The 22,368-nt window shown below is 67.6% G+C and carries 20 protein-coding genes, 1 tRNA gene and 1 pseudogene; 10 read left to right on the forward strand and 12 right to left on the reverse strand.

Annotated features, from left to right (window positions below; genetic code table 11):
• Positions 1-270: 270 nt before the first annotated feature.
• The 4 genes from SRAA_RS07520 to SRAA_RS07535 all read left to right on the forward strand — a co-directional run bounded on the left by SRAA_RS07520 (position 271) and on the right by SRAA_RS07535 (position 6,077).
• Complete coding sequence (locus tag SRAA_RS07520) at positions 271-3,450, forward strand: Rne/Rng family ribonuclease (protein ID WP_045533511.1); 3,180 nt, start codon at positions 271-273, stop codon at positions 3,448-3,450.
• A 71-nt stretch (positions 3,451-3,521) separates the two neighbouring features.
• The gene (locus SRAA_RS07525) at positions 3,522-4,061 is read left to right on the forward strand and encodes a bacteriohemerythrin (RefSeq protein WP_082040097.1); all 540 of its coding nucleotides are present in this window, start codon (positions 3,522-3,524) and stop codon (positions 4,059-4,061) included.
• Between the two features lie 40 nt (positions 4,062-4,101).
• Positions 4,102-4,800 carry a VC0807 family protein gene (locus SRAA_RS07530; protein ID WP_144318733.1) on the forward strand — a complete coding sequence of 233 codons (699 nt, stop codon included), beginning with the start codon at positions 4,102-4,104 and terminating at the stop codon, positions 4,798-4,800.
• Between the two features lie 122 nt (positions 4,801-4,922).
• Positions 4,923-6,077, forward strand: a complete 1,155-nt coding sequence (locus tag SRAA_RS07535) for an alpha-hydroxy acid oxidase (RefSeq protein ID WP_045531846.1) — start codon at positions 4,923-4,925, stop codon at positions 6,075-6,077.
• A gap of 44 nt (positions 6,078-6,121) precedes the next feature.
• Here SRAA_RS07535 and soxZ read toward each other — a convergent pair whose 3' ends face one another.
• From soxZ to SRAA_RS07560, 5 genes are all read right to left on the reverse strand, one after another.
• Complete coding sequence (gene soxZ, locus SRAA_RS07540; RefSeq protein ID WP_082039967.1) at positions 6,122-6,433, reverse strand: thiosulfate oxidation carrier complex protein SoxZ; 312 nt, start codon at positions 6,431-6,433, stop codon at positions 6,122-6,124.
• A gap of 44 nt (positions 6,434-6,477) precedes the next feature.
• The gene (gene soxY / locus SRAA_RS07545) at positions 6,478-6,930 is read right to left on the reverse strand and encodes a thiosulfate oxidation carrier protein SoxY (RefSeq protein ID WP_144318734.1); all 453 of its coding nucleotides are present in this window, start codon (positions 6,928-6,930) and stop codon (positions 6,478-6,480) included.
• Between the two features lie 233 nt (positions 6,931-7,163).
• Positions 7,164-7,859 (reverse strand): lipoprotein-releasing ABC transporter ATP-binding protein LolD, encoded by a 696-nt coding sequence (gene lolD / locus SRAA_RS07550; RefSeq protein ID WP_045531850.1) that lies wholly within the window; start codon positions 7,857-7,859, stop codon positions 7,164-7,166.
• A complete protein-coding gene (locus SRAA_RS07555; RefSeq protein WP_045531851.1) occupies positions 7,852-9,108 on the reverse strand; it encodes a lipoprotein-releasing ABC transporter permease subunit in 1,257 nt (418 codons plus the stop codon). Before SRAA_RS07555 ends, lolD begins: the two co-directional genes overlap by 8 nt.
• Positions 9,109-9,254: 146 nt before the next feature.
• Entirely contained in the window at positions 9,255-9,911 is a 657-nt protein-coding gene (locus tag SRAA_RS07560; RefSeq protein WP_082039968.1) for a class I SAM-dependent methyltransferase, read from the reverse strand.
• Positions 9,912-9,997: 86 nt separating this feature from the next.
• On the opposite strand from SRAA_RS07560, the gene SRAA_RS07565 reads away from it, so the two are divergent.
• Together SRAA_RS07565 and recJ are read left to right on the forward strand one after the other, a co-directional pair.
• Positions 9,998-11,023 carry a hypothetical protein gene (locus SRAA_RS07565; RefSeq protein ID WP_052467519.1) on the forward strand — a complete coding sequence of 342 codons (1,026 nt, stop codon included), beginning with the start codon at positions 9,998-10,000 and terminating at the stop codon, positions 11,021-11,023.
• The gene (gene recJ / locus SRAA_RS07570) at positions 11,020-12,762 is read left to right on the forward strand and encodes a single-stranded-DNA-specific exonuclease RecJ (protein ID WP_045531855.1); all 1,743 of its coding nucleotides are present in this window, start codon (positions 11,020-11,022) and stop codon (positions 12,760-12,762) included. Before SRAA_RS07565 ends, recJ begins: the two co-directional genes overlap by 4 nt.
• A 5-nt stretch (positions 12,763-12,767) precedes the next feature.
• Here recJ and SRAA_RS07575 read toward each other — a convergent pair whose 3' ends face one another.
• The 5 genes and pseudogenes from SRAA_RS07575 to yaaA form a co-directional block, all read right to left on the reverse strand.
• Positions 12,768-13,406 (reverse strand): 3-oxoacid CoA-transferase subunit B, encoded by a 639-nt coding sequence (locus SRAA_RS07575; protein WP_045531857.1) that lies wholly within the window; start codon positions 13,404-13,406, stop codon positions 12,768-12,770.
• Positions 13,407-13,423: 17 nt separating this feature from the next.
• A complete protein-coding gene (locus SRAA_RS07580) occupies positions 13,424-14,128 on the reverse strand; it encodes a CoA transferase subunit A (RefSeq protein ID WP_045531858.1) in 705 nt (234 codons plus the stop codon).
• Between the two features lie 77 nt (positions 14,129-14,205).
• The gene (gene queF / locus SRAA_RS07585; RefSeq protein WP_045531859.1) at positions 14,206-15,057 is read right to left on the reverse strand and encodes an NADPH-dependent 7-cyano-7-deazaguanine reductase QueF; all 852 of its coding nucleotides are present in this window, start codon (positions 15,055-15,057) and stop codon (positions 14,206-14,208) included.
• 15 nt (positions 15,058-15,072) lie between these two features.
• A pseudogene (locus SRAA_RS12500) lies at positions 15,073-15,738 on the reverse strand (2OG-Fe(II) oxygenase); the annotation flags it as partial.
• 57 nt (positions 15,739-15,795) lie between these two features.
• Positions 15,796-16,566, reverse strand: coding sequence for a peroxide stress protein YaaA (yaaA, locus tag SRAA_RS12505; protein WP_045531860.1), 771 nt, complete (start codon positions 16,564-16,566; stop codon positions 15,796-15,798).
• A gap of 134 nt (positions 16,567-16,700) precedes the next feature.
• Here yaaA and SRAA_RS07600 point away from each other — a divergent pair, with 134 nt between their 5' ends.
• From SRAA_RS07600 to SRAA_RS07610, 3 genes are all read left to right on the forward strand, one after another.
• A complete protein-coding gene (locus tag SRAA_RS07600) occupies positions 16,701-16,955 on the forward strand; it encodes a hypothetical protein (protein WP_045531861.1) in 255 nt (84 codons plus the stop codon).
• Entirely contained in the window at positions 16,952-17,401 is a 450-nt protein-coding gene (locus SRAA_RS07605) for a TA system VapC family ribonuclease toxin (protein ID WP_045531862.1), read from the forward strand. The genes SRAA_RS07600 and SRAA_RS07605 overlap by 4 nt, the downstream gene beginning before the upstream one ends.
• 182 nt (positions 17,402-17,583) lie before the next feature.
• Positions 17,584-20,883, forward strand: coding sequence for a valine--tRNA ligase (locus tag SRAA_RS07610; RefSeq protein ID WP_045531864.1), 3,300 nt, complete (start codon positions 17,584-17,586; stop codon positions 20,881-20,883).
• A gap of 28 nt (positions 20,884-20,911) precedes the next feature.
• Here the strand turns inward: SRAA_RS07610 and SRAA_RS07615 are convergent, their stop codons facing one another.
• The gene (locus SRAA_RS07615; protein WP_045531866.1) at positions 20,912-21,139 is read right to left on the reverse strand and encodes a sulfurtransferase TusA family protein; all 228 of its coding nucleotides are present in this window, start codon (positions 21,137-21,139) and stop codon (positions 20,912-20,914) included.
• A 51-nt stretch (positions 21,140-21,190) separates the two neighbouring features.
• On the reverse strand, positions 21,191-22,171 hold the full coding sequence (gene cysM / locus SRAA_RS07620; protein WP_082039969.1) for a cysteine synthase CysM: 981 nt from the start codon (positions 22,169-22,171) through the stop codon (positions 21,191-21,193).
• Between the two features lie 70 nt (positions 22,172-22,241).
• On the opposite strand from cysM, the gene SRAA_RS07625 reads away from it, so the two are divergent.
• A tRNA-Leu gene (locus SRAA_RS07625) sits at positions 22,242-22,329 on the forward strand.
• The last annotated feature ends 39 nt before the right edge of the window (positions 22,330-22,368 follow it).

Below are 22,368 nucleotides of genomic sequence, written 5' to 3' on the forward strand. Positions count from 1 at the left end.
CCGCGCCGGGCTGGACGCGGACCAAAGTGAAACCAAAGCCCCTCTGGCAGACGCTGTGACAGCCCCCCACTGGCCCCCTTTGATCACCGCCCTCCACGCGCCCATGCCTTGGCAGGTTTGAGGCTGTGCGGTCGCGCCCACCCAGCCGACCGCACAGCCCACCCTAAGCCCGGGATCTCCGGCAATTCCTCCTCGTTCGCACGTCGCACGTTGGCCGCTGGCCGTGCGCCCCATTTGGGGCATGTTGTGCAAAAGACCGAGGAATTTTTTATGAAACGCATGCTGATCAACGCCACCCAGTCCGAAGAACGGCGGTTGGCCATCGTAGACGGGCAAAAACTGCTCGACTACGAAATCGAAATCGAAGGGCGCGAGCAGCGCAAAGGCAATATCTACAAGGCCGTGGTGACGCGCGTCGAGCCTTCGCTGGAAGCCTGCTTCGTGGATTACGGCGAAGACCGCCAAGGCTTTTTGCCGTTCAAGGAAATCGGGCGCCAATACTTCCAAGGCAATGCCTCGCCCGCCCAGGCGCGCATCCAGGACGTGATCAAAGAAGGCCAGGAACTGCTGGTTCAAATCGAAAAAGAAGAGCGCGGCAACAAAGGCGCGGCCCTCACCACCTTCGTCAGCTTGGCCGGGCGCTACGTGGTGCTGATGCCCAACAACCCGCGCGGCGGTGGCGTGAGCCGGCGCATCGAAGGCGACGAACGGGCCGAACTCAAAGCGGTGCTGGACCAGCTCGACTACCCGGGTGGCATGAGCATCATCGCGCGCACCGCCGGCATAGGGCGCGAAGCGGGTGAATTGCAATGGGACTTGAACTACCTGCTCAAGCTCTGGAACGCCATCGACGGCGCCGCCAAAGCCGGCAAGGGCGCGTTCCTGATTTACCAGGAATCGAGCCTGGTGATCCGCGCCATCCGCGACTATTTCAACAGCCAGATCGGTGAAATCCTGATCGACACCGACGACATCTACGAGCAAGCGCACCAGTTCATGAGCCACGTGATGCCCGAACATGGGCATCGGGTGAAGCGCTACCGCGACGACGCGCCGCTGTTTTCGCGCTTCCAGATGGAGCACCAGATCGAAACCGCCTACAGCCGCACGGTGCAACTGCCCAGCGGTGGCGCGATCGTGATCGACCAGACCGAAGCGCTGGTGGCGGTGGACGTGAACTCGGCGCGCTCCATCAAGGGCGGCGACATCGAGGAAACCGCGTTGCGCACCAACCTCGAGGCCGCCGACGAAGTGGCGCGCCAAGCCCGGCTGCGCGATTTGGGCGGCCTGCTGGTGATCGACTTCATCGACATGGAAGAATCGCGCAACCGGCGCGATGTAGAAAACCGCCTGCGCGATGCGCTGCGCCAAGACCGCGCCCGGGTGCAGTTCAGCGCCATCAGCAAATTTGGCCTGCTCGAAATGAGCCGCCAGCGCCTGCGCCCCACCTTGGCCGAAGGGGCCTCCATCCCCTGCCCGCGCTGCGGCGGCTCGGGCCACATCCGCGACACCGAGAGCTCGGCGCTGCAAATTTTGCGCGTGATCCAAGAAGAATCGCTCAAAGACGGCACCGCCGCCGTGTTCGTGCAGGTGCCGGTTGAAGTGGCAAGCTTTTTGCTCAACGAAAAACGCACCGAGATCACCAAGATCGAGCTGCGCCAGCGCATCAACGTGCTGCTGGTGCCCAACAAATCGCTCGACACCCCACACTACAAGCTCGAACGCCTCAAGCACGACGACCCGCGCCTCGACAAGCTCGACGCCAGCTACCGGCTGGCCGAAGAAATCGACGACGTGGCCACCGTGACCCGGCGCAGCCACGAGCGCGCCAACAAGCAAGAGCCGCTGATCAAGGGCGTGCTGCCCGACGGCCCGGCGCCGCAGGCTGCGGCCAAAGCCAGCCCGGCCGAGGCCCCGGCTGCGCCAGCGGCTCCTGTGGCTGCCGCCGCAGCGGGCGCAACCCATGCCGCCACGCCGCGCACTGGCGGCGCCGCCCAAGCGCCCACTTCTGCTGCAGCGCCGAGCGGTTTCATGGCCTGGTTCAAGCGCTTGCTGGGCTTGGAGCCGAGCGCCGCGCCGGCTGCGGACAGCGTGGTGCCATCCACCCCGGCCAGCCCCATACCCGCCACCGCATCTGCCCGGGCCGAGCTTGGGCGCGGCGGACGTGGGGGCGCAGGCCGCGGCCGCAATGGCGAACGCGGCGAACGCGGCGAGCGCGGTGATCGTGGTCCGCGGCCTGAAGGCGCTAGCGAGGCCGCAGGCCGTGGTGGCGAGCGCGGCAGCCGCGGTGAGCGCAGCGACCGGGGCGAGCGTCCTGCCCGCCCTGAAGGCCGCATTGAAGGGCGTGCCGATTCCGCCACCGAGGGCCGCGAGCCCCGCGCCGAGCGTGGCAACGCCCGCACCGAAGCCGGCGAGCGCACCGAACGCGGCGAGGCACGCCGCCCTGCGCGCCCGGATCGCGAAGGCCGCAGCGAACGCGAAGGCCGTGAGCCACGCGAACCCCGCGAAGGCCGGCGTGAGGGCAGCGAGGCCCAAGCCAGCAGCGCCCCTGCGAACCTAGACGGTGACATGAGCCCTGCCAGCACAGGCACCGGCAGCGAGACCCCACGGCGTGAGCGCGGTGGGCGTGGCCGTGGTGGCGAAGGCCGACGCGGTGCCACCATCCCAGTCAACGGGGTCGATTCTGTTGCATCCAGTGCCGAGGAGGCCAGCGCCGAGCGCCCCTTGACCGACGCTGCGTCAACCGATGCGTCGGGCACCCCGCAGCTGCCCAGCGAGCGCGAGGCCGAAGACACCGGCAGCCGCCGCCGCAGCCGCGACCGCTACGGGCGCGACCGGCGCGATCGCACCGCCGGCACCGAAGCCAGCGACAGCGCCGACAACACCGATGTGAGCGATGACAGCCCTGCCAATGCTCCTGCTGCCACACCTGCTGCCGCAGCGGTTGTTGCAACTGCCGCCGAGGCCAGCCAAGAAGTCGAGGCGCAACCGCGCTCCTACTTCAGCCGCGCCAGCAGCCAGGCTGCAGCCGATGCGCCCGCAGCAGCCGATGCACCCGCTGCTCCCAGCAGCGCCGCTGCGCCCGCACCAAGCCCCCGCGCAGTGACCGACACGGACAGCGCTGCGCTGCCTGCGGCGGCCCCTGTGCCCGCGCCAGCGCCAGCGGTCGCTCCCACCTCAACTGCCACCGTCGCCACCGAGCAGCAGCCCAGCGCCCAGGCCAGCACCCCCTACGTGCTGCCGCTGACCGAGCTCGAAGCGCTGGCCAGCCAAGTGGGCTTGCAATGGGTGCAGTCCGACGCCGCCCGCGTCGAGCAGGCCCGCGCCGCCAGCGCGGCCCAAGCGCCAGCGCCGCATGCGCCGCGCCAGCCCAAGCCGGTTCAAATGCCCGGCGATGGCCCGTTGGTGCTGGTCGAAACCCGCCGCGACCTGCGCCAACTGAACTTTTAACCGCCCGCTGGACTCAGGCTTTGATGCGAATCAAGGCCTGCGTCAGCGGCCACCGCTATTTTTGTTGTGCCATGAACACCGCCACCCTAGAACCCACCGAAGCCGCAGCCGCCAGCCCCCCGGCGCGCGAGTTTGCGCCCGTGCCCGACTTGGTCTGGTCCGAGGCGCTGCAAATTGGTGACGCCCGCATGGACGCCACGCACCAAGAAATGGTCGAGTTGCTGGCGCGCCTGCGCGCCCTGCCGCCCGAGCAGCAACTGGCGCCCTACCACGAGCTGGTCGCGCACACCACCGAGCACTTTGCTCAAGAAGACCGCTGGATGCTGGCCAGCGGCTTCACTGCCGACAACTGCCACAGCCTGCAGCACAAAAGCGTGCTCGACACCCTGCTGGCCGTCGAAGCCCACTTCCACAAGGGCGACCGCAGCATCATCACCCGCATGGCCGAGGCGCTGGCCGAGTGGTTGCCGCTGCACGCGCAGAGCATGGACGCCGGGCTGGCGCAGCACCTGCAAGCGCTGCAATTCGATACCCAGACCGAAACCCTGCCCGACCCCTCGCAGGTGCGCCCGGCCAGCATGAGCGGCTGCGGCAGCATCAGTTGCAGCTAAGCCCGTTCCACTCCAGCCCCTGGAAAACCCCCGAAGCCCAATGAGCACCCCGCAGCGCAAACCCGCCAGCCCCCTGACCGAGGTCTTGATCGCGGTCATCGTGCCGTCGATCATCCTGATGCAGCTCAGCGGCCCCGAAGACCTCGGGCCCGTCAACGCGCTGCTGCTGGCGCTGGCCTTTCCGCTCGGCTGGGGCGCGCGCGACCTCTGGTTGCAACGCCGCCTCAACCCCTTTGCCGTGCTTGGCTTGGTCAGCATCGGGCTCACCGGCGGCATCGGCCTGCTGGAGCTCGACGCCTTCTGGCTGGCAGTCAAAGAGGCCGCCATTCCGGGCCTGATCGGGCTGGCGGTGATCGGCTCCACCTGGACCCGCTACCCGCTCATCCGCACCGTGCTCTACCACCCGCGCCTGATCGACGTCGAGCGCGTGCAAGCGCAGTTGCTGCTGCGCGGTGCCCAGGCCGAGTTTGAAGCGCGGCTGCAACGCGCCACCTGGATGCTGGGTGCCACCTTCTTCTTTTCGGCCACCATGAACTTCATTTTGGCGCGCTGGATCGTGGTCAGCCCGGCCGGCACCACCGCCTTCAATGAAGAGCTCGGGCGCCTCACGCTCCTGAGCTACCCCATGATCGCCATCCCGGCCACGCTGATGATGCTGCTCGTGCTCTACTATATCGGGCGCGCCATCCACCAGCTCACCGGGCTCAAGCTGACCGAGTGCCTGCACACGGCGCAGTAAGCCCCCCCAAGCAAGCCCCCAGCGCGACTGCAGCGCCATATTTCACGCCCCGGCAGCCACTTTTCAACAGCTCGGGGCGCCCCGGGCGCTACCATGCGGGATCTATAACAGGAGACCCGCCCATGACCGTCATCACCTGCGTCGAAGACCTGCGCCGCTTGGCCCAAAAGCGCGTGCCACGCATGTTTTACGACTATGCCGACAGCGGTTCGTGGACCGAAAGCACCTACCGCGCCAACGAGGCCGACTTCGTGCCCATCAAGCTGCGCCAGCGCGTGGCGGTCAACATGGAGGGGCGCAGCACCCGCAGCACCCTGATCGGCCAAGAAGTGGCGATGCCGGTCGCGCTGGCCCCCACCGGCCTGACCGGCATGCAGCACGCCGACGGCGAAATCCTGGCCGCCCGCGCCGCGCGCGCTTTTGGCGTGCCGTTCACGCTCTCGACCATGAGCATCTGCTCGATCGAAGACGTGGCGGAGCACGCCGGCCCGGGTTTCTGGTTTCAGCTCTACGTGATGCGCGACCGCGACTTCATCGCCCGCCTGATAGACCGCGCCAAGGCCGCCGGCTGCTCGGCGCTGGTGCTCACGCTCGATTTGCAAATTTTGGGCCAGCGCCACAAAGACCTCAAAAACGGCCTCTCGGCCCCGCCCAAACCCACCTTGGCCAGCGTGCTCGACCTGCTCACCAAGCCGCGCTGGTGCCTGGGGATGGCGCGCACCAGCCGACGCCAGTTTGGCAACATCGTCGGCCACGTCAAGGGCGTGAGCGATATGTCGCAGCTCAGCGCCTGGACCGCGCAGCAGTTCGACCCCGCCCTGAATTGGGCCGATGTGGAGTGGGTGAAAAAGCGCTGGGGCGGCAAGCTCATCCTCAAGGGCATCCAAGACGAAGCCGATGCGCGCTTGGCGGTCGAGTCCGGGGCCGATGCGCTGATTGTGAGCAACCACGGCGGACGCCAACTCGACGGGGCCGAGAGCAGCATCCGCGCCCTGCCCAAAATCGTTGCCGCCGTGGGCTCGCAGATCGAAGTGCACATGGACGGCGGCATCCGCAGCGGCCAAGACGTGCTCAAAGCCCGCGCCTTGGGTGCGCGCGGCACCTACATCGGCCGCGCCTTCCTCTACGGCCTGGGGGCCATGGGCGAAGCCGGCGTCAGCAAGGTGCTGGAGCTGATGCAAAAAGAGCTGGAGCTCAGCATGGCCTTCACTGGCCACACCGACATAGCAACCGTGGACCGCTCGATTTTGCTGCCCGGCACCTTCCCAGTGGCTTAAAGGCGCGCCTTGACTTTTATGCCTGCAATGCCGACGACGGTGCTTTAAGCAATCACCGCTTCTTCGGTGCGGGTACCGCCCCGGTTATCGGTCCAGCGCACCGCCACGCGCTGACCCTTGGCGGCACCGCGGAACTTGAACGCCAAAAAGGGGTTTTGCGATACCGCTGGCCCCCAGACACCCGAGAGCACGGTGCGGCCGTTGTGTGTGGCCTCGACATTGGTGATGTAGTGCGCCGCAATCGGGCTGCCATCGGAGCCGCGGCGCAAGCCGGTTTCCATCGGGTGCGCCATCAACACGCGAACAGTGGTCACGCCACCCTCTTCGGTGGCTCGAACACGCATCGGACCTGCCATGATAATTCTCCAGATAGGACTGTGTAGGGTGCTGCTGCCGCGCCTTAACCGCCGCAGCCGCCGAGGATGACCCTGGTTTCCTTGACGACAGAAAACAGCCGGCCATCGGCGCGCACCACAGCCACGATGTTGCTGCTCTCGCTCATGCGCAAGCGGGTCTGGATTTCGGCTTCGGTGCCCTCGGGGATGGTAAAAGCAACCGTCAAGGGCAGCGGGTTGCGCTCGACCAAAACAAACATTTCGGTGGTCTTGGGCAGGCGGCTGATGACCGTCACCGGCACCACGGCGCCGTTTTCTGCGATATCGGGCGAGACGATGCTGATCTGGTTCGAGGTCGCTGGCGCACCACCCAGCGTGCGCAGCGCGTCCTGCAGCGTGCGGGCATCAAAACCGGGACGACCCGCTGCGTGGGCTTGCTGGGCCGTCACGATGCCCAGCGCAACCAAGGTCGCCATGGCACCGGTGGCCTGAAGAACGGTGCGTCGGTTGGTTTTCACGGATGGTTTCCTTTCGGAAGGGTTGATGTCGGTTTGATAGGAAAAGGGCAAGCCGAGTTCAACGCGCGGATGCACCGGCCAGAATCCACACTGCCAAGATGCGGGTGTTGGCTTCTTGCAGCTCGTTGGGCACCACTTCAGTTAAATACAGAATGTAAGCGGTCACCGCATACACCTGCGCCACACTCAGGCTTTTGGGGGCCTGCCAAGATCGGGCGACGGGGAGTGAAAGTTCAGAGCGGCTGCAGCCGCCCGCCTTGCATGTGCAGCACCCGGTCGCAGCGTTGCGCCAGTTCCGGGTCGTGGCTCACGACCACAAAGGCCGTGCCCTGCTCGCGTGCCAGCCCCAGCATCAGCTCAAACACCCCGGCGGCGCTGGTGCGGTCAAGGTTGCCGGTGGGCTCGTCGGCCAGCACGCAAGCCGGCTGCGTCACCAGCGCACGCGCCAAGGCCACGCGCTGGCGCTCGCCGCCCGAGAGCTCGGCCGGTCGGTGCGCCAGCCGCTGCCCCAGCCCAACTTTTTGCAGCCACAGCGCGGCCTGCTCGGCCGCTTGGGCGCGCGGCTGGCGCCGAATCCAGAGCGGCATGGCGACGTTGTCGAGCGCCGAAAACTCAGGTAACAAATGGTGAAATTGGTAAACAAAGCCCAAATGCCGGTTGCGCAACTGCCCTTGCTGCGCTGCGGTGAGCTGGTGCAGCGGCTGCCCGCACAGTTGCACCGCGCCGCTGCTGGGCGCATCGAGCCCGCCCAGCAGGTGCAGCAAGGTGCTTTTGCCGCAGCCCGAAGCGCCGACGATGGCCAGCGTCTGGCCGGCGCAGACTTGCAGATCGACCCCTTGCAGCACGGTGAGGTCAATCGGCCCTTCGCGAAAGCGCTTCACCAGCCCTTGCGCAGACAGCACCACCGGCGTTTGCTGGGTTTCACTCATAGCGCAGCGCCTCGGCCGGGTTGACGCGGCTGGCGTGCCAGCTCGGGTAGATCGTGGCCAAAAAGGCCAGCAGCAGCGCAATCAGCACGATCGGCACGATGTCGGCGCTGCGCGGGTCGCTGGGCAAGGTGGTGATGAGGTAGATCTCGGGCGGCAGCAGGGTGAAGCCGAGCAGGCGCTCCAGCGCCGGCATCAGCGTCTCGACGTTGAGCGCCACCCCGAGCCCGAGCAGCAGCCCGAGCGCAGTGCCGATAAAGCCCGCCAGCGCGCCCTGCACCATGAAGATGGCCATGATGCTGCCGGGGCTGGCCCCTAGGGTGCGCAAAATGGCGATGTCGGCGCGCTTGTCGGTCACGGTCATCACCAGCGTGGAAACCAGGTTGAAGGCCGCCACCGCGACGATCAGCGTCAGGATGACGAACATCATGCGCTTTTCCAGTTGCACCGCGGCAAACCAGGTGCGGTTGACGCGCGTCCAGTCGCGGATGAACAGGTCGCCGCTGAGTGTGGCCGCCAGTTGCAGCGCCACTTCGGGGGCTTGGTGCAGGTCGCGGATCTTGAGCCGCACCCCGGTCGGGCCTTCGAGGCGAAACAGCCGCGCCGCGTCTGCGTAGTGCAGATAGGCCAGGGTGGAGTCGAAATCGTGGTGCCCGGAATCGAACAAACCCACCACCGTGAGTTGGCGCATGCGCGGCATCACGCCCGCCGGGGTGAGCTGGCCGCTGGGGACGATCAGCGTCACCGCATCGCCCAGCCCCACGCCCAGGCTGCGCGCCAGCGCCGCCCCCAGCACCACGCCAAAGCCACCGGGCTGCAACTGCGCCAACGCCTGCTGCGCCTGATCGGCGGCCAATTCGGTGACCTGGCTCTCCAGCGCCGGGTCGATGCCGCGAATCTGCGCGCCGCGCATGTCCTCGCCCCAAGCCAGCAGGCCTTGGGCGGCAATGAACGGCGCGGCGCCGATGACCTCCGGGTGCGCGCGCACTTCACGCAAGGTTTGCTCAAGGTGCGGGATGGCTTGCTCGCCGGGCGCGAACACCTCGACGTGCGCCAGCACCCCCAGCATGCGGTCGCGCACCTCGGTCTGAAAACCGTTCATCACGCTGAGCACGATGATCAGCGCCGCCACCCCGAGCGCGATGCCCAGCATCGAGACGGCGCTGATGAAGGAGATGAAGCCGTTGCGCCGACTGGCGCGGCCAGCGCGGGTGTAACGCCAGCCGAGCCGGAGTTCGTAGGGAAGCTGCATGAAGTCGAAAGCAAGTGGGCGCAACCGCCCAAGGCGGAATCGAAGCGGGGGTGGTAACGGCCAATGGTAGCGCAAAGCGCCGCAGCAGGTGCCCCAAGGGGAGCTGCGCTGCGACTGCGCGGACTCGGCAGCCGCTCAGCACCCCCTCAGTGCGCGTCCAGCGGCGTGTAGCGCCACACCGAAGCGGGCGGGAAGTTGGCCGGTGTCCAGGCCTCGCGCTGGCCCTGCAAGCCCAGCTTGTGCGCCGACAGCGGCGAGGTGATGCAGTACGAGAAGTGCAAAAAACCGCGCCCGGGGGCCACCGCCTCGATGGCGTCGATCAAGCCTTGCTGGCGCTCCTGGGACAACAAAACCATCGGGATGCCGCACACCACGCTGCCAATGCGCCCCAGCGCCTGCAAGCCGAGCAACTGCGGCAGGCTCCAGGCGTCGCCGCAGACCACCGTGACGCCGGGGTAGGTGCGGCGCAGCACCTCCGCCATTTCGGGCACGATCTCGACCACGATCAGCCGCTCGGGGGCGATGCCGTCGCGCAGCATGGCCGCCGTAATGGCCCCGGTGCCGGCCCCGAGTTCGAGCACCATGCCCTCTGGGCCGCTGCGCACCGCCGCCGCCACCAGCTTGCCCAGCGCAGCCGATGAGGGAATGATCGAACCCATTTGCAAGGGATTGGCCAACCAACGCCGAAAAAATACCCAAGCGCGTTCGGCGGCGCTGCTGGAGCGGCCTGGGTTGGGTTCGCCAAGGGCACCGGCCACAGCGGATGCGGATCGGTTGTGGCTACGCACAGGTGCAGGTTGCATGGATAAGGGCCTTGGGTGCAGATTTAAAAAACAACGCGACAATCACTCTACCTTCCTTATGTGAAAGTTTTTTTGCAGGCCCTCCCTTGACTCAGATCGCGCACCAGATCGACCCCTTGCCCCACACACCTGCCTCGCCCGCCCCCTTGCACCTGATCGTGCCCTGGGCCAGCGCCCGCGCGCCCGCCTGCCAAAACCTGCTGCCCACGCTGGCGCTGCCTGCCTTGCAGGCCCTGCTGAGCGAATGGTCCAGCGAGCCGATGCACACGGGCAGCGAGTGGGGGCTCAACGCCCCACACGAAGCGGCCTCGGCCGCCGCCTTGGGCTGGGCCGAAAGGCCCGATGGCTGCCTGCCCCTGGCAGCTTGGCACGCCGCCGTGGCCGACACCCCCTGCGCCTGGTTCAGCCCCTGCCACTGGCGCGCGACCATGGACGGCGTGACGCTGTGGGGCGTATCCGATTTGGCAGCCACCGATGCGCAGGCCTTGTTGCAGGCCCTGCGCCCACTGGCCGAGGCCGACGGCCTGCAGTTGCACTTCGAGACGCCGACGCGCTGGCGCGCCGAAGGCGAGCCGCTGCGCACCCTGCCCTGCGCCAGCTTGGACCGGGTCTGGCAGCGCCCGCTGCACGGCTGGTTGCCCGAGCGCAGCCAGACCCCGGCCGCCCGCACCCTGCAGCGGCTGCAAAGCGAGGCCCAGATGCTGTTCTACACCCATCCGGCCTACGATCGCCGCACCGAAAGCGGCCTGTTGCCAGTCAACGCGATCTGGGTCAGTGGCACCGGTGCGCTCAACGCCGCCCAAGTGCAGGCGGCACGCGGCGCCGGCGTGGCCACCGAACCGCGCCTGCGCGAAGCCGCACTGGCTGCCGACTGGCCGCTTTGGGTCGCCGCCTGGGCCGAGCTGGAGCACCGCCTGCAGACCGACTGGCTGCCCCGTGCCCACGCCGGCGCTGCCCTGCGCCTGACCCTGTGCGGCGAACGCAACTGGCAAACCTGGGCCAGCCCGGCGCTGGCCACTGCGCCGGGCCAAGGCTGGCTGGAGCGCTGGCGCACCCCACTGCGCCGCCGCGCCCCCGCACCCAACCCCGCCACCCTCTTGGCCAGCCTATGAAACTCACCGTCCGCGACACCCCGCCACGCGCCGTCTGGGCGCTGGAGCAAGCCGGCCTGCACCCGCTGCTGGCGCGCTTGTACGCCGCCCGGGGCATTGTGCAGGGCGCCGAGCTCGACGACAGCCTGGCGCAACTGCCCGCCCCCGAGCAGATGCAAGGCTGCACCGACGCCGCCCGGCTGCTGGCCGACGCCATGCAAGGCGGGCTGCGCATCTGCATCGTGGCCGATTACGACTGCGACGGCGCCAGCGCCTGCGCGCTGGGCCTGCGCGGGCTGCACTTGCTCGGGCAAGCGCTGGGCTGGAACCGCGCCGACTACCTAGTGCCAGACCGAGTCCAAGACGGCTACGGCCTGACCCCCAGCATCGCCGCACGGGTGCGCGCCAGCGGGGCCGATGTGCTGGTGACGGTGGACAACGGCATCGCCAGCGTCGAAGGCGTGGCGCACGCACGGGCGCTGGGCTTGCAGGTGCTGATCACCGACCACCACCTGCCGGCCGTGATCGACGGCGCGGTGGCGCTGCCGCAAGATTGCGTGATCGTCAACCCGAACCAGCCCGGCTGCCCCTTCCCGAGCAAGGCGCTGGCCGGCGTGGGGGTGATGTTTTATGTGCTGCTGGCGCTGCGCGCCGAACTGCGCACCCGAGGTGTTTTCACGGCGGCGCAACAGCCGCGCCTGGACCCGCTGCTGCCGCTGGTGGCGCTGGGCACGGTGGCCGATGTGGTGCGGCTCGACGCCCTGAACCGGCGCCTGGTGGCGCAGGGCTTGAAGCGCATCCGCAGCGGCCAGATGCCGGCCGGGCTGGCGGCGCTGTTTGCGGTCGCCAGCCGCCGCCCCGAACTGGCCAGCAGCTTCGACCTCGGTTTTGCGCTGGGGCCGCGCATCAACGCCGCCGGGCGCCTGAGCGACATGCGCCTTGGCATCGAATGCCTGTGCTGCGACGAGCCCGAGCGCGCCCGCGAGCTGGCGCAGACGCTGGACGCCATCAACCGCGAACGCAAGAGCCTGGAAGGCGAAATGCGCGAGCAGGCGCTGCAACTGGCCGAGGCGCTGTGCCTGGCGCGCGCCCACGCCGGCACCCCGCCCGCGCTGTGCCTGTACGACGGCGCTTTCCACGAAGGCGTGATCGGCATCGTGGCGGCGCGCCTGAAAGACAAGCTGCACCGCCCCACTTTTGTGTTTGCGCCCAGCCAAGCGGCCGACAAAGCGGGCGAACTCAAGGGCTCGGGGCGCTCCATCGCCGGCTTTCACTTGCGCGACGCGCTGGACTTGCTCGCCAAGCGCCACCCCGGCGTGCTGCTGCGCTTTGGCGGCCACGCCGCCGCCGCCGGCTGCACCATCGCCGCCGATCAGCTGCCCACCTTCGCCGCCGCTTTCGAGCAGATCGGCAGCGAATGGCTAGACGCTGCCACGCTGCAACAGCGCCTGGAGACCGATGGCGCGCTGGAGCCGCAGTACCGGCGGCTGGACTTGTGCGACACGCTGCAGCAGCAGGTTTGGGGCCAGGGCTTTGCGCCGCCGCTGTTTTGCGAAGAACTCGAGGTGCTGTCGCAGCGCCTGCTGGGCCAGAAACACCTGGCGCTCAAGCTGCGCCACGGCGGCGAGGCGGTCGATGGCATCTGGTTTGGCCGCACCGAAACCCTGCCCGCGCGCGCCCGGCTGGCCTATAGGCTCGACGCCGACGAGTGGCAGGGGCGACGGCGCCTGCGCTTTTTGATCGAAGCCGCCGAGAGCTGAAGCGCTTAAAGCAGCCGCACCCCAGTCTGGCTTTGGATGTGTTCGCGCGTCACGCCCTCGGCCAGCTCCACCAGCTCGAGGCCCGACGGCGTCACGTCCATCACCCCCAGATCGGTGATGATGCGGTTCACCACCCCCTTGCCGGTCAGGGGCAGGGTGCATTGCGGGATGATCTTCAGGTCTACGCTGCCGTCTTTTTTGCGCGCCACGTGCTCCATCAGCACCACCACGCGCGCCACCCCGGCCACCAAGTCCATGGCACCGCCCATGCCCTTGACCATCTTGCCCGGAATCATCCAGTTGGCCAGGTCGCCGCTGCCGGTGACTTGCATCGCGCCCAGAATCGAGAGGTTGATCTTGCCGCCGCGAATCATGGCAAAGCTGTCGTGGCTGCCAAAGATCGATGAGCCCTTGATCGTGGTCACGGTCTGCTTGCCGGCGTTGATCAGGTCGGCATCGACTTCGTCCTCGTAGGGGAAGGGGCCGATGCCCAGCATGCCGTTTTCGCTTTGCAGCCAGACCTCGATGTGGTCGGGCACGTGGTTGGCCACCAGCGTCGGGATGCCGATGCCGAGGTTGACGTAGAAACCGTCTTGCAACTCTTGCGCCGCACGGGCGGCCATTTGGTCTTGGGTCCAAGGCATGATTGTCTCTCCTGTGCTCAGAATTTGCGGTCGCGGGTGGTGCGCTTTTCGATGCGCTTCATGGGCGTGGGGTTGTGCACGATGCGGTGCACGTAGATGCCGGGCAGGTGCACGTCGTCGGGGGCGAGGTCGCCGGTGGCCACGATGCGCTCGACTTCGACGATGCAGACCTTGCCCGCCATCGCCGCCGCCGGGTTGAAGTTGCGCGCCGTCAGGTGAAAACGCAGGTTGCCGGAGAGGTCGGCCACATCGGCCTTGACCAGCGCCACTTCGGGCTGCAGGGCGCGCTCCATCACATAGGTGGCACCGTCGAACTCGCGCAACTCCTTGCCTTCGGCGACCAGGGTGCCGACGCCGGTTTTGGTGAAAAAGGCCGGAATGCCCGCCCCACCGGCGCGCAGCTTCTCGGCCAGCGTGCCTTGGGGGGTGAATTCGAGCTCGAGTTCACCGGCCAGGTACTGGCGCTCGAACTCTTTGTTTTCGCCCACGTAGCTTGAAATCATTTTCTTGATCTGGCGCGACTCCAGCAGCTTGCCCAAGCCAAAGCCATCGACGCCGGCGTTGTTGGAGATCACCGTCAGGTTGCGCACGCCGCTGTCGCGCAGCGCGTCGATCAGCGCCTCGGGGATGCCGCACAGGCCGAAGCCGCCGACGGCAATCAGTTGGCCGTCGGCCACCACGCCCTGCAGCGCCGCCGCCGCGCTGGGATAGACCTTGTTCATTCTTGCTCCTGTCGCTGATTGAGGAAAAGTGTGAATCGAGGGATCATTATCCGGGATTGCGCCCGCCCCAAGCGGCCTCACTGGCGCGCCGTGCGCACCGGCTCGGGCGGCTGCTGCGGGTGGCTGCTGCGCCAGGGGTTGATGTCGAGCCCGCCCCGGCGCGTGTAGCGCGCATAGACGCTGAGCTTGGCCGGGCGGCAACGCTGCCAGATGTCCTGGTAGATGCGCTCCACGCACTGCTCGTGAAAGCCGCTGTGCTGCCTGAAGCTCACCAAGTAGCGCAGCAGGCCGGCTTGGTCGATCGGGGCGCCGCTGTAGGCGATTTGCACGCTGGCCCAGTCCGGCTGGCCGGTAACGGGGCAGTTGCTTTTGAGCAGTTCGCTGCACAGCACTTCTTGCACCACGGCCTGGCTGGCGTCGGCCTGCAGGTGCTGCGGCGCGGGCTGGTAGTCGCTGCATTCCAGATCGAGCCGATCCAGGCTCAGGCCCTCCAGCACGCCCAGTCGTTCTTGAGCAAACTGACTGGGGCGCAACAGGCGCACGCCCACGCCCCCGCTGCGCTCGCTGCCGCGCCACAGCGCTTCGGCCAAATCTTGGCGCAGTTGCTGCTGCACCGCCTCGAAGCTGGGGTACACGCTTTGGTTGTAGCTGTTGAGGTAGAGCTTGAACGATTTGCTCTCGATCAGGTGCGGCGTCTCGCACGGCACGGTGAAGTGGGCAAGCGCCACCTGCGGCTTGCCGCGCGCATTGAGCCAGCTCAGCTCGTAGGCGGTCCACAGATCGGCCCCCAGAAAGGGCAGCGTGGCCCCTATGCCGAGCTCGGCCCGCTTGGGCGCGCGCGGCACGGGGTGCAGCAGCGCCGGGTCGTAGCGCTCGGGGTAGGCGGTGGGCTGGCCGAGCAGCAGCGGGGCGGGTGGAGGGGTGTGCATGGGTTTTCCTGCGCTTCAAACAAATTCGCGCTCGCGCAGCCACTTGGTGGCGATCCACTTTTCGCCCTCCCACACCGGGGCGCCGCCGTGCAGGGTGCGGGTGCCGGGGTGCGCTCGCTCGTAGGCAAAAAACAGCGCCTGGCCGCCGCGTGGCAGCACCTCGAGCCCAAGGTCGGGGAAGGTGGTGGCGCCGCCGCGCTGCGGCTGGTTGAGGTAGATGATCAGCGTGGCCACGCGCTGGCCGCCGCGCCGCATCAGGGCAGCGGTGCCGGGCTCGGCCGGGTCAAAATAATCGTAATGCGGCTTGTACTCGCCGCCCGGCGGGTAGTGCAGCACCTGCAAGCCCTCGCCGTTTTGCAGCGGCCAGCGCAGCAGGCGGGCGATGCGCGCTTCCAGGCGCTGCACCAGCTCGGTTTCGCCGCGCCCAAAAAACATGCCGCTGCTGGTGCGGTCGGGGTTGATTTCGCTGCCGCCGCTGCGCGTTTGCACCGTGAGCGAGCGCGCCAACCTAGGCCGCGCCGACTCGATCAGCGCCGCGCACTCGGGCGCGCTGAGCAAGCCGTCGAACAAGGCCAGCGGCGGTTGCTGCAAGCGCAGCAGCAGCTCGACCGAGCGGTCGCCGCAATCGAAGCAGCGCGCCGCCGTGTTCCAGTCCGGCTGCGGCAGGGTTGGGGGTGCGGGGGCAGGCATGGCGGCGTGGGGCGGATGGTAGGGCAGCGGGCAGGCGGGCGGGCGTCTTCAGACCGGCAGGCGAAACAATAGCCGCTCCGGCGTGGATTCGGCCGCCACGTAACGGTAGCCCTCGGCGGCAAAGCCCTTGAGCTGCTCGGGGCTGATGGCGCGGCATTCGATGGCGTGGCGCATCATCAGGCCGCGGGCGCGCTTGGCGGCAAAACCCATCACCCGGTAGCGGCCTTCGTGGTACTGCTCAAACACGCAGTGCAGCACGCGCGGCTGCAGCGCGGGCAAATCCACCGCCTTGAAATACTCCTCGCTGGCCAGGTTCACCACCAGCGGCACCGGGTCGGCGGCGGCGCGCTGATTCAGGTATGCGCTGATCTGGCTGCCCCAGAACTGCACCAGGTTTTTGCCCTTGGCCGTGGCCAGCCGGGTGCCCATTTCGAGCCGGTAGGGCTGCATCAAATCGAGCGGCCGCAGCACGCCGTAGAGGCCGCTCAAAATGCACAGGTGCTGCTGCGCCCACTGCAAATCGGCCTCGCTCAAAGTGCGCGCCTGCAGGCCAGCATACACATCGCCATCGAAAGCCAGCAGCGCCTGTTTAGCGTTGGCGGGCGTGAAAACCGGCTGCCAGGCCTGAAAACGGGCCGCATTGAGCGCCGCCAGCTTGTCGCTCAGGCCCATGAGATCGGCCAGTTGCTGCGGGGCCAGCGCGCGCAGTTGCGCCACCAGCTCGGCCGCCTGCGCCACAAACAAGGGCTGGCCGTGGCTGGCGCTGTGGGCGCGGGTCTCGAAATCGAGCGCTTTGGCGGGGGACAACAGAAACAACATGGGGGGTGGGTCCTCTCGTGGCCGCATTATCCGGGATCGTTGGGTTGATCTTGCCCCATGATCTTGCGCCCTGATGCCGCGCCCAAACCGTGCTAGGATTTGCAGAAATCTGCATTCAAACCTTGGGGTGGCCCATGAGAACCACGCTGAACATCGAAGACGGCTTGCTGCTGCAGGCCAAGTCCTTTGCGGCACGGGAACACACCAGCCTGACACGGCTGATCGAGGAAGGTCTGTCGCTGCGTTTGCGGGCCGCGCAGGCCGCTCCCGCGCGCGCGCCGAAGTTGCCCCTCTACGCGGGACGCGGGGGTCTGCAGCCCACCATCCAGGACACCTTGAGCCAGCGTGCCCTGCTCGACGCCGCCGACGGAACTGAGCCAGCCCGATGACGCCCGATGTGAATGTGCTGGTGGCGGCCTCGCGCACAGACCATCCGCACCACGAGGCCGCACGGGCTTGGCTGGAGGCGGCCCTCAACGCCAGCGCAGTGCAGCAGCCGCTGGCCATTTTGCCGATGGTGGCAGCGGGTTTTGTGCGCCTGGTGACGCACCCCAAGGTGTTCAGGGAGCCGACACCGATTGCTGCCGCGCTGGAATTCATGCACGCCCTCTTGGATGCGCCCGGCGTTTACTTGCCTGCCTTGGGCCAGGAGTGGCCCGAAGTCGAACGCCTGTGCGCGCAACTGGGGCTGACCGGCAACGCCATACCCGATGCCTGGATTGCTGCAGCGGCGCAACACCACCATCTGCATCTGGTGACCTTTGACAAAGGCTTTCGCCGCTTGCTCAAACCCAGCAGGGTCACGGTGCTGAAAGCCGTGGCGCCAAGCCTGTAGGGGGCGCAGGGTTGGCAAGCCAGCGCGTTGGCTACCCGGTTGCCAAGCCGCTGGGCCGTGTTGGGTGGCCCATTAAAATCAGGGTCAAATAACCGCGCCACGCGCTGCCTTCTCCACCACCGCCTTCACCGCATCCTGCGGCGTGCCGTGCGCGCCCTCTTCTCCTTGCCACCGAGGTTTCCATGTCCGATACCGTCGCCCAGCCGGGCTTGCAGAGCCTGTCCAAATCGTTTGAACCCGCCGCCCTAGAGGCGCACTGGGGCCCGGAGTGGGAGCGGCGCGGCATTGGGCGGGCGGGGGTGCGCGGCAGCGGTGCGCCTGAGGCCGGGGCACCCTCTTTTGCGATCCAGTTGCCGCCGCCCAATGTGACCGGCACGCTGCACATGGGGCACGCCTTCAACCAGACCATCATGGACAGCCTGACGCGCTACCACCGCATGCTGGGCCACAACACGCTCTGGGTGCCGGGCACCGATCACGCCGGCATCGCCACCCAGATCGTGGTCGAGCGCCAGTTGCAGGCGCAGGGCAGCAGCCGGCACGCGCTTGGGGCCACGCCCGAGGCCGCGCGCGCCGCCTTCTTGTCCAAGGTCTGGCAGTGGAAGGAGCAATCGGGCCAGACCATCACGCAGCAGATGCGCCGCCTAGGCGACAGCGTGGACTGGAGCCGCGAATACTTCACCATGGACGAGCGGCTCTCGCCAGTGGTCACCGAAACCTTCGTGCGCCTGTACCAGCAGGGGCTGATCTACCGTGGCAAGCGGCTGGTGAACTGGGACCCGGTGCTGCGCAGCGCGGTCTCGGACCTGGAGGTCGAGAGCGAGGAAGAAGACGGCTGGATGTGGCACATCGCCTACCCGCTGGCCAGCGGCGCGGGCCAGTTGGTGGTGGCCACCACGCGCCCCGAAACCCTGCTGGGCGACGTGGCCGTGATGGTGCACCCCGAGGACGAGCGCTACGCGCACCTGGTGGGCCAGTACGTGCGGCTGCCGCTGTGCGAGCGCGAAATCCCGGTGATCGCCGACGCCTACGTGGAGCGCGCCTTTGGCACCGGCGTGGTCAAGGTCACGCCTGCGCACGACGCCAACGACTACGCAGTCGGGCAGCGGCACCAGTTGCCGATCATCGGCGTGCTGGCGCTGGACGCCACGCTCAACGACCACGCCCCGGCGCGCTACCGCGGGCTGGACCGCTTCGAAGCGCGCCAGCGCGTGGTGGCCGATTTGCAAGCCGCCGGCCTGCTGGTGCAAACGCTCAAACACCGCCTGATGGTGCCACGCTGCACCCGCACCGGCCAGGTGGTGGAACCCATGCTGACCGACCAGTGGTTTGTGGCGGTGAACAAGGCCCCCACGCTGCACCCGGCTGCGCCGGGTTCGCTGCCCCCCGAGGGGGTTGGCCCCGCCTTGGGGCGGCCCGGCGCCGGGGCCGAGGCCCCCACGCTGCACCCCGAGGCCGACCCGCGCAGCATGGCGCAAAAAGCCATCGACGCCGTCAACAGCGGCGCGGTGCGCTTCGTGCCGGAAAACTGGGTCAACACCTACCACCAGTGGATGGGCAATTTGCAGGACTGGTGCATCAGCCGCCAACTGTGGTGGGGGCACCAGATTCCGGCCTGGTACGACATCGAAGGCCAGGTCTATGTGGCCCGCGACGCCGCCGCCGCGCAGGCCCAGTTCGAGCACCGCGCCGCGCAGTTGAGCCCCAGCCAACGCGAGCCGCTGCTGGCCGGCGGCCTCCAGCGCGACCCCGACGTGCTCGACACCTGGTACTCCAGCGCGCTGGTGCCGTTTTCTACCATGGGCTGGCCACATGCGGCCGAAAACAGCGCCAAGGACGGCAGCGGCGGCGGGCGGGGCGGGCTCGCTCGCAGCGATATTGCGGCCGCAGGACGCATGAGCAAGGGCGAGTCCGCCCCGCCCGCCGACGCTGCAGGGCTCGCTCGCAGCGATATTGCGGCCGCAGGACGCATGAGCCAGAGTGAGTCCGGACCGCCCGCCGCCGCTGCCGCCGCCCCGCTCGCCGCCTCCACCAGCGACTACGACCTGTATCTGCCCAGCAGCGTGCTGGTCACCGGCTACGACATCATCTTCTTCTGGGTCGCCCGGATGATCATGATGACCACGTACTTCACCGGCCGCGTGCCGTTCAAACACGTTTACATCCACGGCTTGGTGCGCGACGCGCAGGGCCAGAAAATGAGCAAGTCCGAAGGCAACGTGCTCGACCCGGTCGATCTGATCGACGGCATCGACCTGCCCGCGCTGCTCGACAAACGCAGCAGCGGACTGCGCAAACCCGAAACCGCGCCAGCGGTGCGCAAAGCCACCTCCAAAGAATTCCCCGACGGCATCCCACCCTACGGGGCCGACGCGCTGCGCTTCACCTTCGCCGCCCTGGCCAGCCTGGGGCGCAGCATCAACTTCGACAGCAAACGCTGCGAAGGCTACCGCAACTTCTGCAACAAACTCTGGAACGCCACCCGATTCGTGCTGATGCACTGCGAGGGGCAAGATTGCGGCCTGGCCGAACACGCGCCCGGCAGTTGCGCCAGCACCGGCCCAGGCAGCCAAGGCAGCACCGAAGCCTACTTGGCCTTCAGCGCTGCCGACCGCTGGATCGTCTCGCTCCTGCAGCGCAGCGAGGCCGAGGTGGCGCAAGGCTTTGCCGACTACCGGCTCGACCAGGTGGCGCAAACCGTTTACGAGCTGATCTGGAACGAGTTTTGCGACTGGTACCTAGAAATCGCCAAAGTGCAGTTGCAAATCGGCAACCCGGCGCAGCAGCGCGCCACCCGCCGCACCCTGATCCGCAGCTTGGAAACCCTGCTGCGGCTGGCGCACCCCATCATCCCCTTCATCACCGAGGAACTGTGGCAAAAAGTGGCCCCGGTAGCCGGGCGCTGGCCGCTCGACCCCGATGGCGCACCCGCCGCCCACGCCTCCCTCAGCGTGGCGCCCTACCCGCTGGCGCAGCCCGAGCGCATCGATGCGCACGCTGAAGGCCAGGTGGCGCAGCTCAAATCCTGGGTCGATGCCTGCCGCACCCTGCGCGGCGAAATGGGCGTCTCACCGGCACAGCGGCTGCCCCTGTACGCGCTGGCCGATGCGGCCGATACCGGTGCCGCCGCGCAGTTGCAGCAACTGGCCCCGGTGCTGCAGGCGCTGGCCAAGCTCAGCGAGGTGCGGCTGTTTGCCGACGAGGCCGCTTGGGGCCATGCGGCCGGGGCCGCACCGGTGGCGGTGCGGGGTGCGGTGCGGCTGTGCCTGCACATGGTGGTCGATGTGCAAGCCGAAAAAGCGCGCCTAGGCAAAGAAGTGGCGCGGCTAGAAGGCGAGCGCGCCAAGGCACGCGCCAAGCTCGACAACCCGGCCTTCGTCGCCAAGGCCCCAGCAGCGGTGCTGGAGCAAGAGCACAAGCGGCTGGCCGATTTTGCCGCCACGCTCGACAAGCTGCAGGCGCAGTTGCAGCGCCTAGCGTGAGCGCGGGGCGGGTACCTAGGTAACCGCCTTAGCGCCGGCGCAGCACCGAAACGTACTCCGGCCCGGTGCCTTGCTGCTCGATCAGCTCATTGCCGGTCTGCTTGGCAAAGGCCTGAAAATCGCGCACCGAGCCGGAGTCGGTGGCAACCACCTTCAGCGTTTGGCCGCTGCTCATTTCGGCCAATACCTTTTTGGCTTTGAGGATGGGCAGCGGGCAGTTCAGGCCGCGCACGTCGAGTTCTCGGTCAACATTCATGGGGGTATTTTCACCTTTGGCGCGATTGTATGCTGGTGGCCGCCCCACCCCTCAAGCCGGAAACACCCCGGTCGACAGGTAGCGGTCGCCGCGGTCGCAGACCACAAAGGCGATGGTGGCGTTTTGCACCGTGGCCGCCAGTTGCAGCGCCACCCAACAGGCCCCAGCGGCCGAAATGCCGGCAAAAATGCCCTCCTCGCGCGCCAGCCGGCGGCACATCTGCTCGGCCTCGGCCTGGCTCACATACACCAGCTCATCGACGTGCGCGGGGTCGTAGATCTTGGGCAGATACTCCGGCGGCCATTTGCGGATGCCCGGAATGCGCGAGCCCTCGCTCGGCTGCGCGCCGATGATGCGCACTTTTGGGTTGCGCTCCTTGAGGTAGCGGCTCACGCCGGTGATGGTGCCGGTGGTGCCCATGGCGCTCACAAAGTGGGTGATCTGCCCACCGGTTTGCTGCCACAGCTCGGGGCCGGTGCTCTCGTAGTGGATGCGCGGGTTGTCGGGGTTGGCGAACTGGTCCAGCACCCGGCCCTTGCCCTCGCGCTGCATTTTTTCGGCCAGATCGCGCGCGTATTCCATGCCGCCGCTCTTGGGCGTGAGGATCAGCTCGGCGCCAAAGGCCTTCATGGTCTGGGCGCGCTCGATCGAGAGGTCTTCGGGCATGATCAGCAGCATGCGGTAGCCCTTGATCGCCGCCGCCATCGCCAGCGCAATGCCAGTGTTGCCCGAAGTGGCCTCGATCAGCGTGTCGCCGGGGCGGATTTCGCCGCGCTCTTGGGCGCGCTGGATCATGGACAGCGCCGGCCGGTCTTTCACCGAACCGGCTGGGTTGTTGCCTTCGAGCTTGCCCAGCACCACGTTGCCGCGCGCGCGGTTGGCCTCGGCCTCGATGCGCTGCAAGGCCACCAGCGGGGTGTTGCCCACGGTGGCTTCGATGCCCGGGTAGTGGCGTGGGGCGCTGGGCGGCTTGGGGCTGCGCTTCGGGGCGCTGGCCTTGGGGCCGGACTTGGATGGGGTGGCACGGGGCATGGCAGGATTTTTCCGGGACTGTGGGCTAGTGAATGGGCCATACTGTGCCATAATTCGCGGCTACTCCAGTGCCGGAGTGGCGAAATTGGTAGACGCAGCAGATTCAAAATCTGCCGGAGTAACCCTCCGTGCCGGTTCGAGTCCGGCCCCCGGCACCAAAATGCAAAGGCAGCATCCACAAGATGTTGCCTTTTCTT

The sequence above is a fragment of the Serpentinimonas raichei genome, assembly GCF_000828895.1.
GTDB classification, from domain to species: domain Bacteria; phylum Pseudomonadota; class Gammaproteobacteria; order Burkholderiales; family Burkholderiaceae_C; genus Serpentinimonas; species Serpentinimonas raichei.

Excerpts from the sequence above, each read along its gene's own strand:
- SRAA_RS07520 (WP_045533511.1), top strand. The coding sequence starts at position 271 with ATGAAACGCATGCTGATCAACGCCACCCAGTCCGAAGAACGGCGGTTG.
- SRAA_RS07525 (WP_082040097.1), top strand. The coding sequence starts at position 3,522 with ATGAACACCGCCACCCTAGAACCCACCGAAGCCGCAGCCGCCAGCCCC.
- SRAA_RS07530 (WP_144318733.1), top strand. The coding sequence starts at position 4,102 with ATGAGCACCCCGCAGCGCAAACCCGCCAGCCCCCTGACCGAGGTCTTG.
- SRAA_RS07535 (WP_045531846.1), top strand. The coding sequence starts at position 4,923 with ATGACCGTCATCACCTGCGTCGAAGACCTGCGCCGCTTGGCCCAAAAG.
- soxZ (WP_082039967.1), bottom strand. The coding sequence starts at position 6,433 with ATGGCAGGTCCGATGCGTGTTCGAGCCACCGAAGAGGGTGGCGTGACC.
- lolD (WP_045531850.1), bottom strand. The coding sequence starts at position 7,859 with ATGAGTGAAACCCAGCAAACGCCGGTGGTGCTGTCTGCGCAAGGGCTG.
- SRAA_RS07555 (WP_045531851.1), bottom strand. The coding sequence starts at position 9,108 with ATGCAGCTTCCCTACGAACTCCGGCTCGGCTGGCGTTACACCCGCGCT.
- SRAA_RS07560 (WP_082039968.1), bottom strand. The coding sequence starts at position 9,911 with ATGCAACCTGCACCTGTGCGTAGCCACAACCGATCCGCATCCGCTGTG.
- recJ (WP_045531855.1), top strand. The coding sequence starts at position 11,020 with ATGAAACTCACCGTCCGCGACACCCCGCCACGCGCCGTCTGGGCGCTG.
- SRAA_RS07575 (WP_045531857.1), bottom strand. The coding sequence starts at position 13,406 with ATGCCTTGGACCCAAGACCAAATGGCCGCCCGTGCGGCGCAAGAGTTG.
- SRAA_RS07580 (WP_045531858.1), bottom strand. The coding sequence starts at position 14,128 with ATGAACAAGGTCTATCCCAGCGCGGCGGCGGCGCTGCAGGGCGTGGTG.
- queF (WP_045531859.1), bottom strand. The coding sequence starts at position 15,057 with ATGCACACCCCTCCACCCGCCCCGCTGCTGCTCGGCCAGCCCACCGCC.
- yaaA (WP_045531860.1), bottom strand. The coding sequence starts at position 16,566 with ATGTTGTTTCTGTTGTCCCCCGCCAAAGCGCTCGATTTCGAGACCCGC.
- SRAA_RS07600 (WP_045531861.1), top strand. The coding sequence starts at position 16,701 with ATGAGAACCACGCTGAACATCGAAGACGGCTTGCTGCTGCAGGCCAAG.
- SRAA_RS07605 (WP_045531862.1), top strand. The coding sequence starts at position 16,952 with ATGACGCCCGATGTGAATGTGCTGGTGGCGGCCTCGCGCACAGACCAT.
- SRAA_RS07610 (WP_045531864.1), top strand. The coding sequence starts at position 17,584 with ATGTCCGATACCGTCGCCCAGCCGGGCTTGCAGAGCCTGTCCAAATCG.
- SRAA_RS07615 (WP_045531866.1), bottom strand. The coding sequence starts at position 21,139 with ATGAATGTTGACCGAGAACTCGACGTGCGCGGCCTGAACTGCCCGCTG.
- cysM (WP_082039969.1), bottom strand. The coding sequence starts at position 22,171 with ATGCCCCGTGCCACCCCATCCAAGTCCGGCCCCAAGGCCAGCGCCCCG.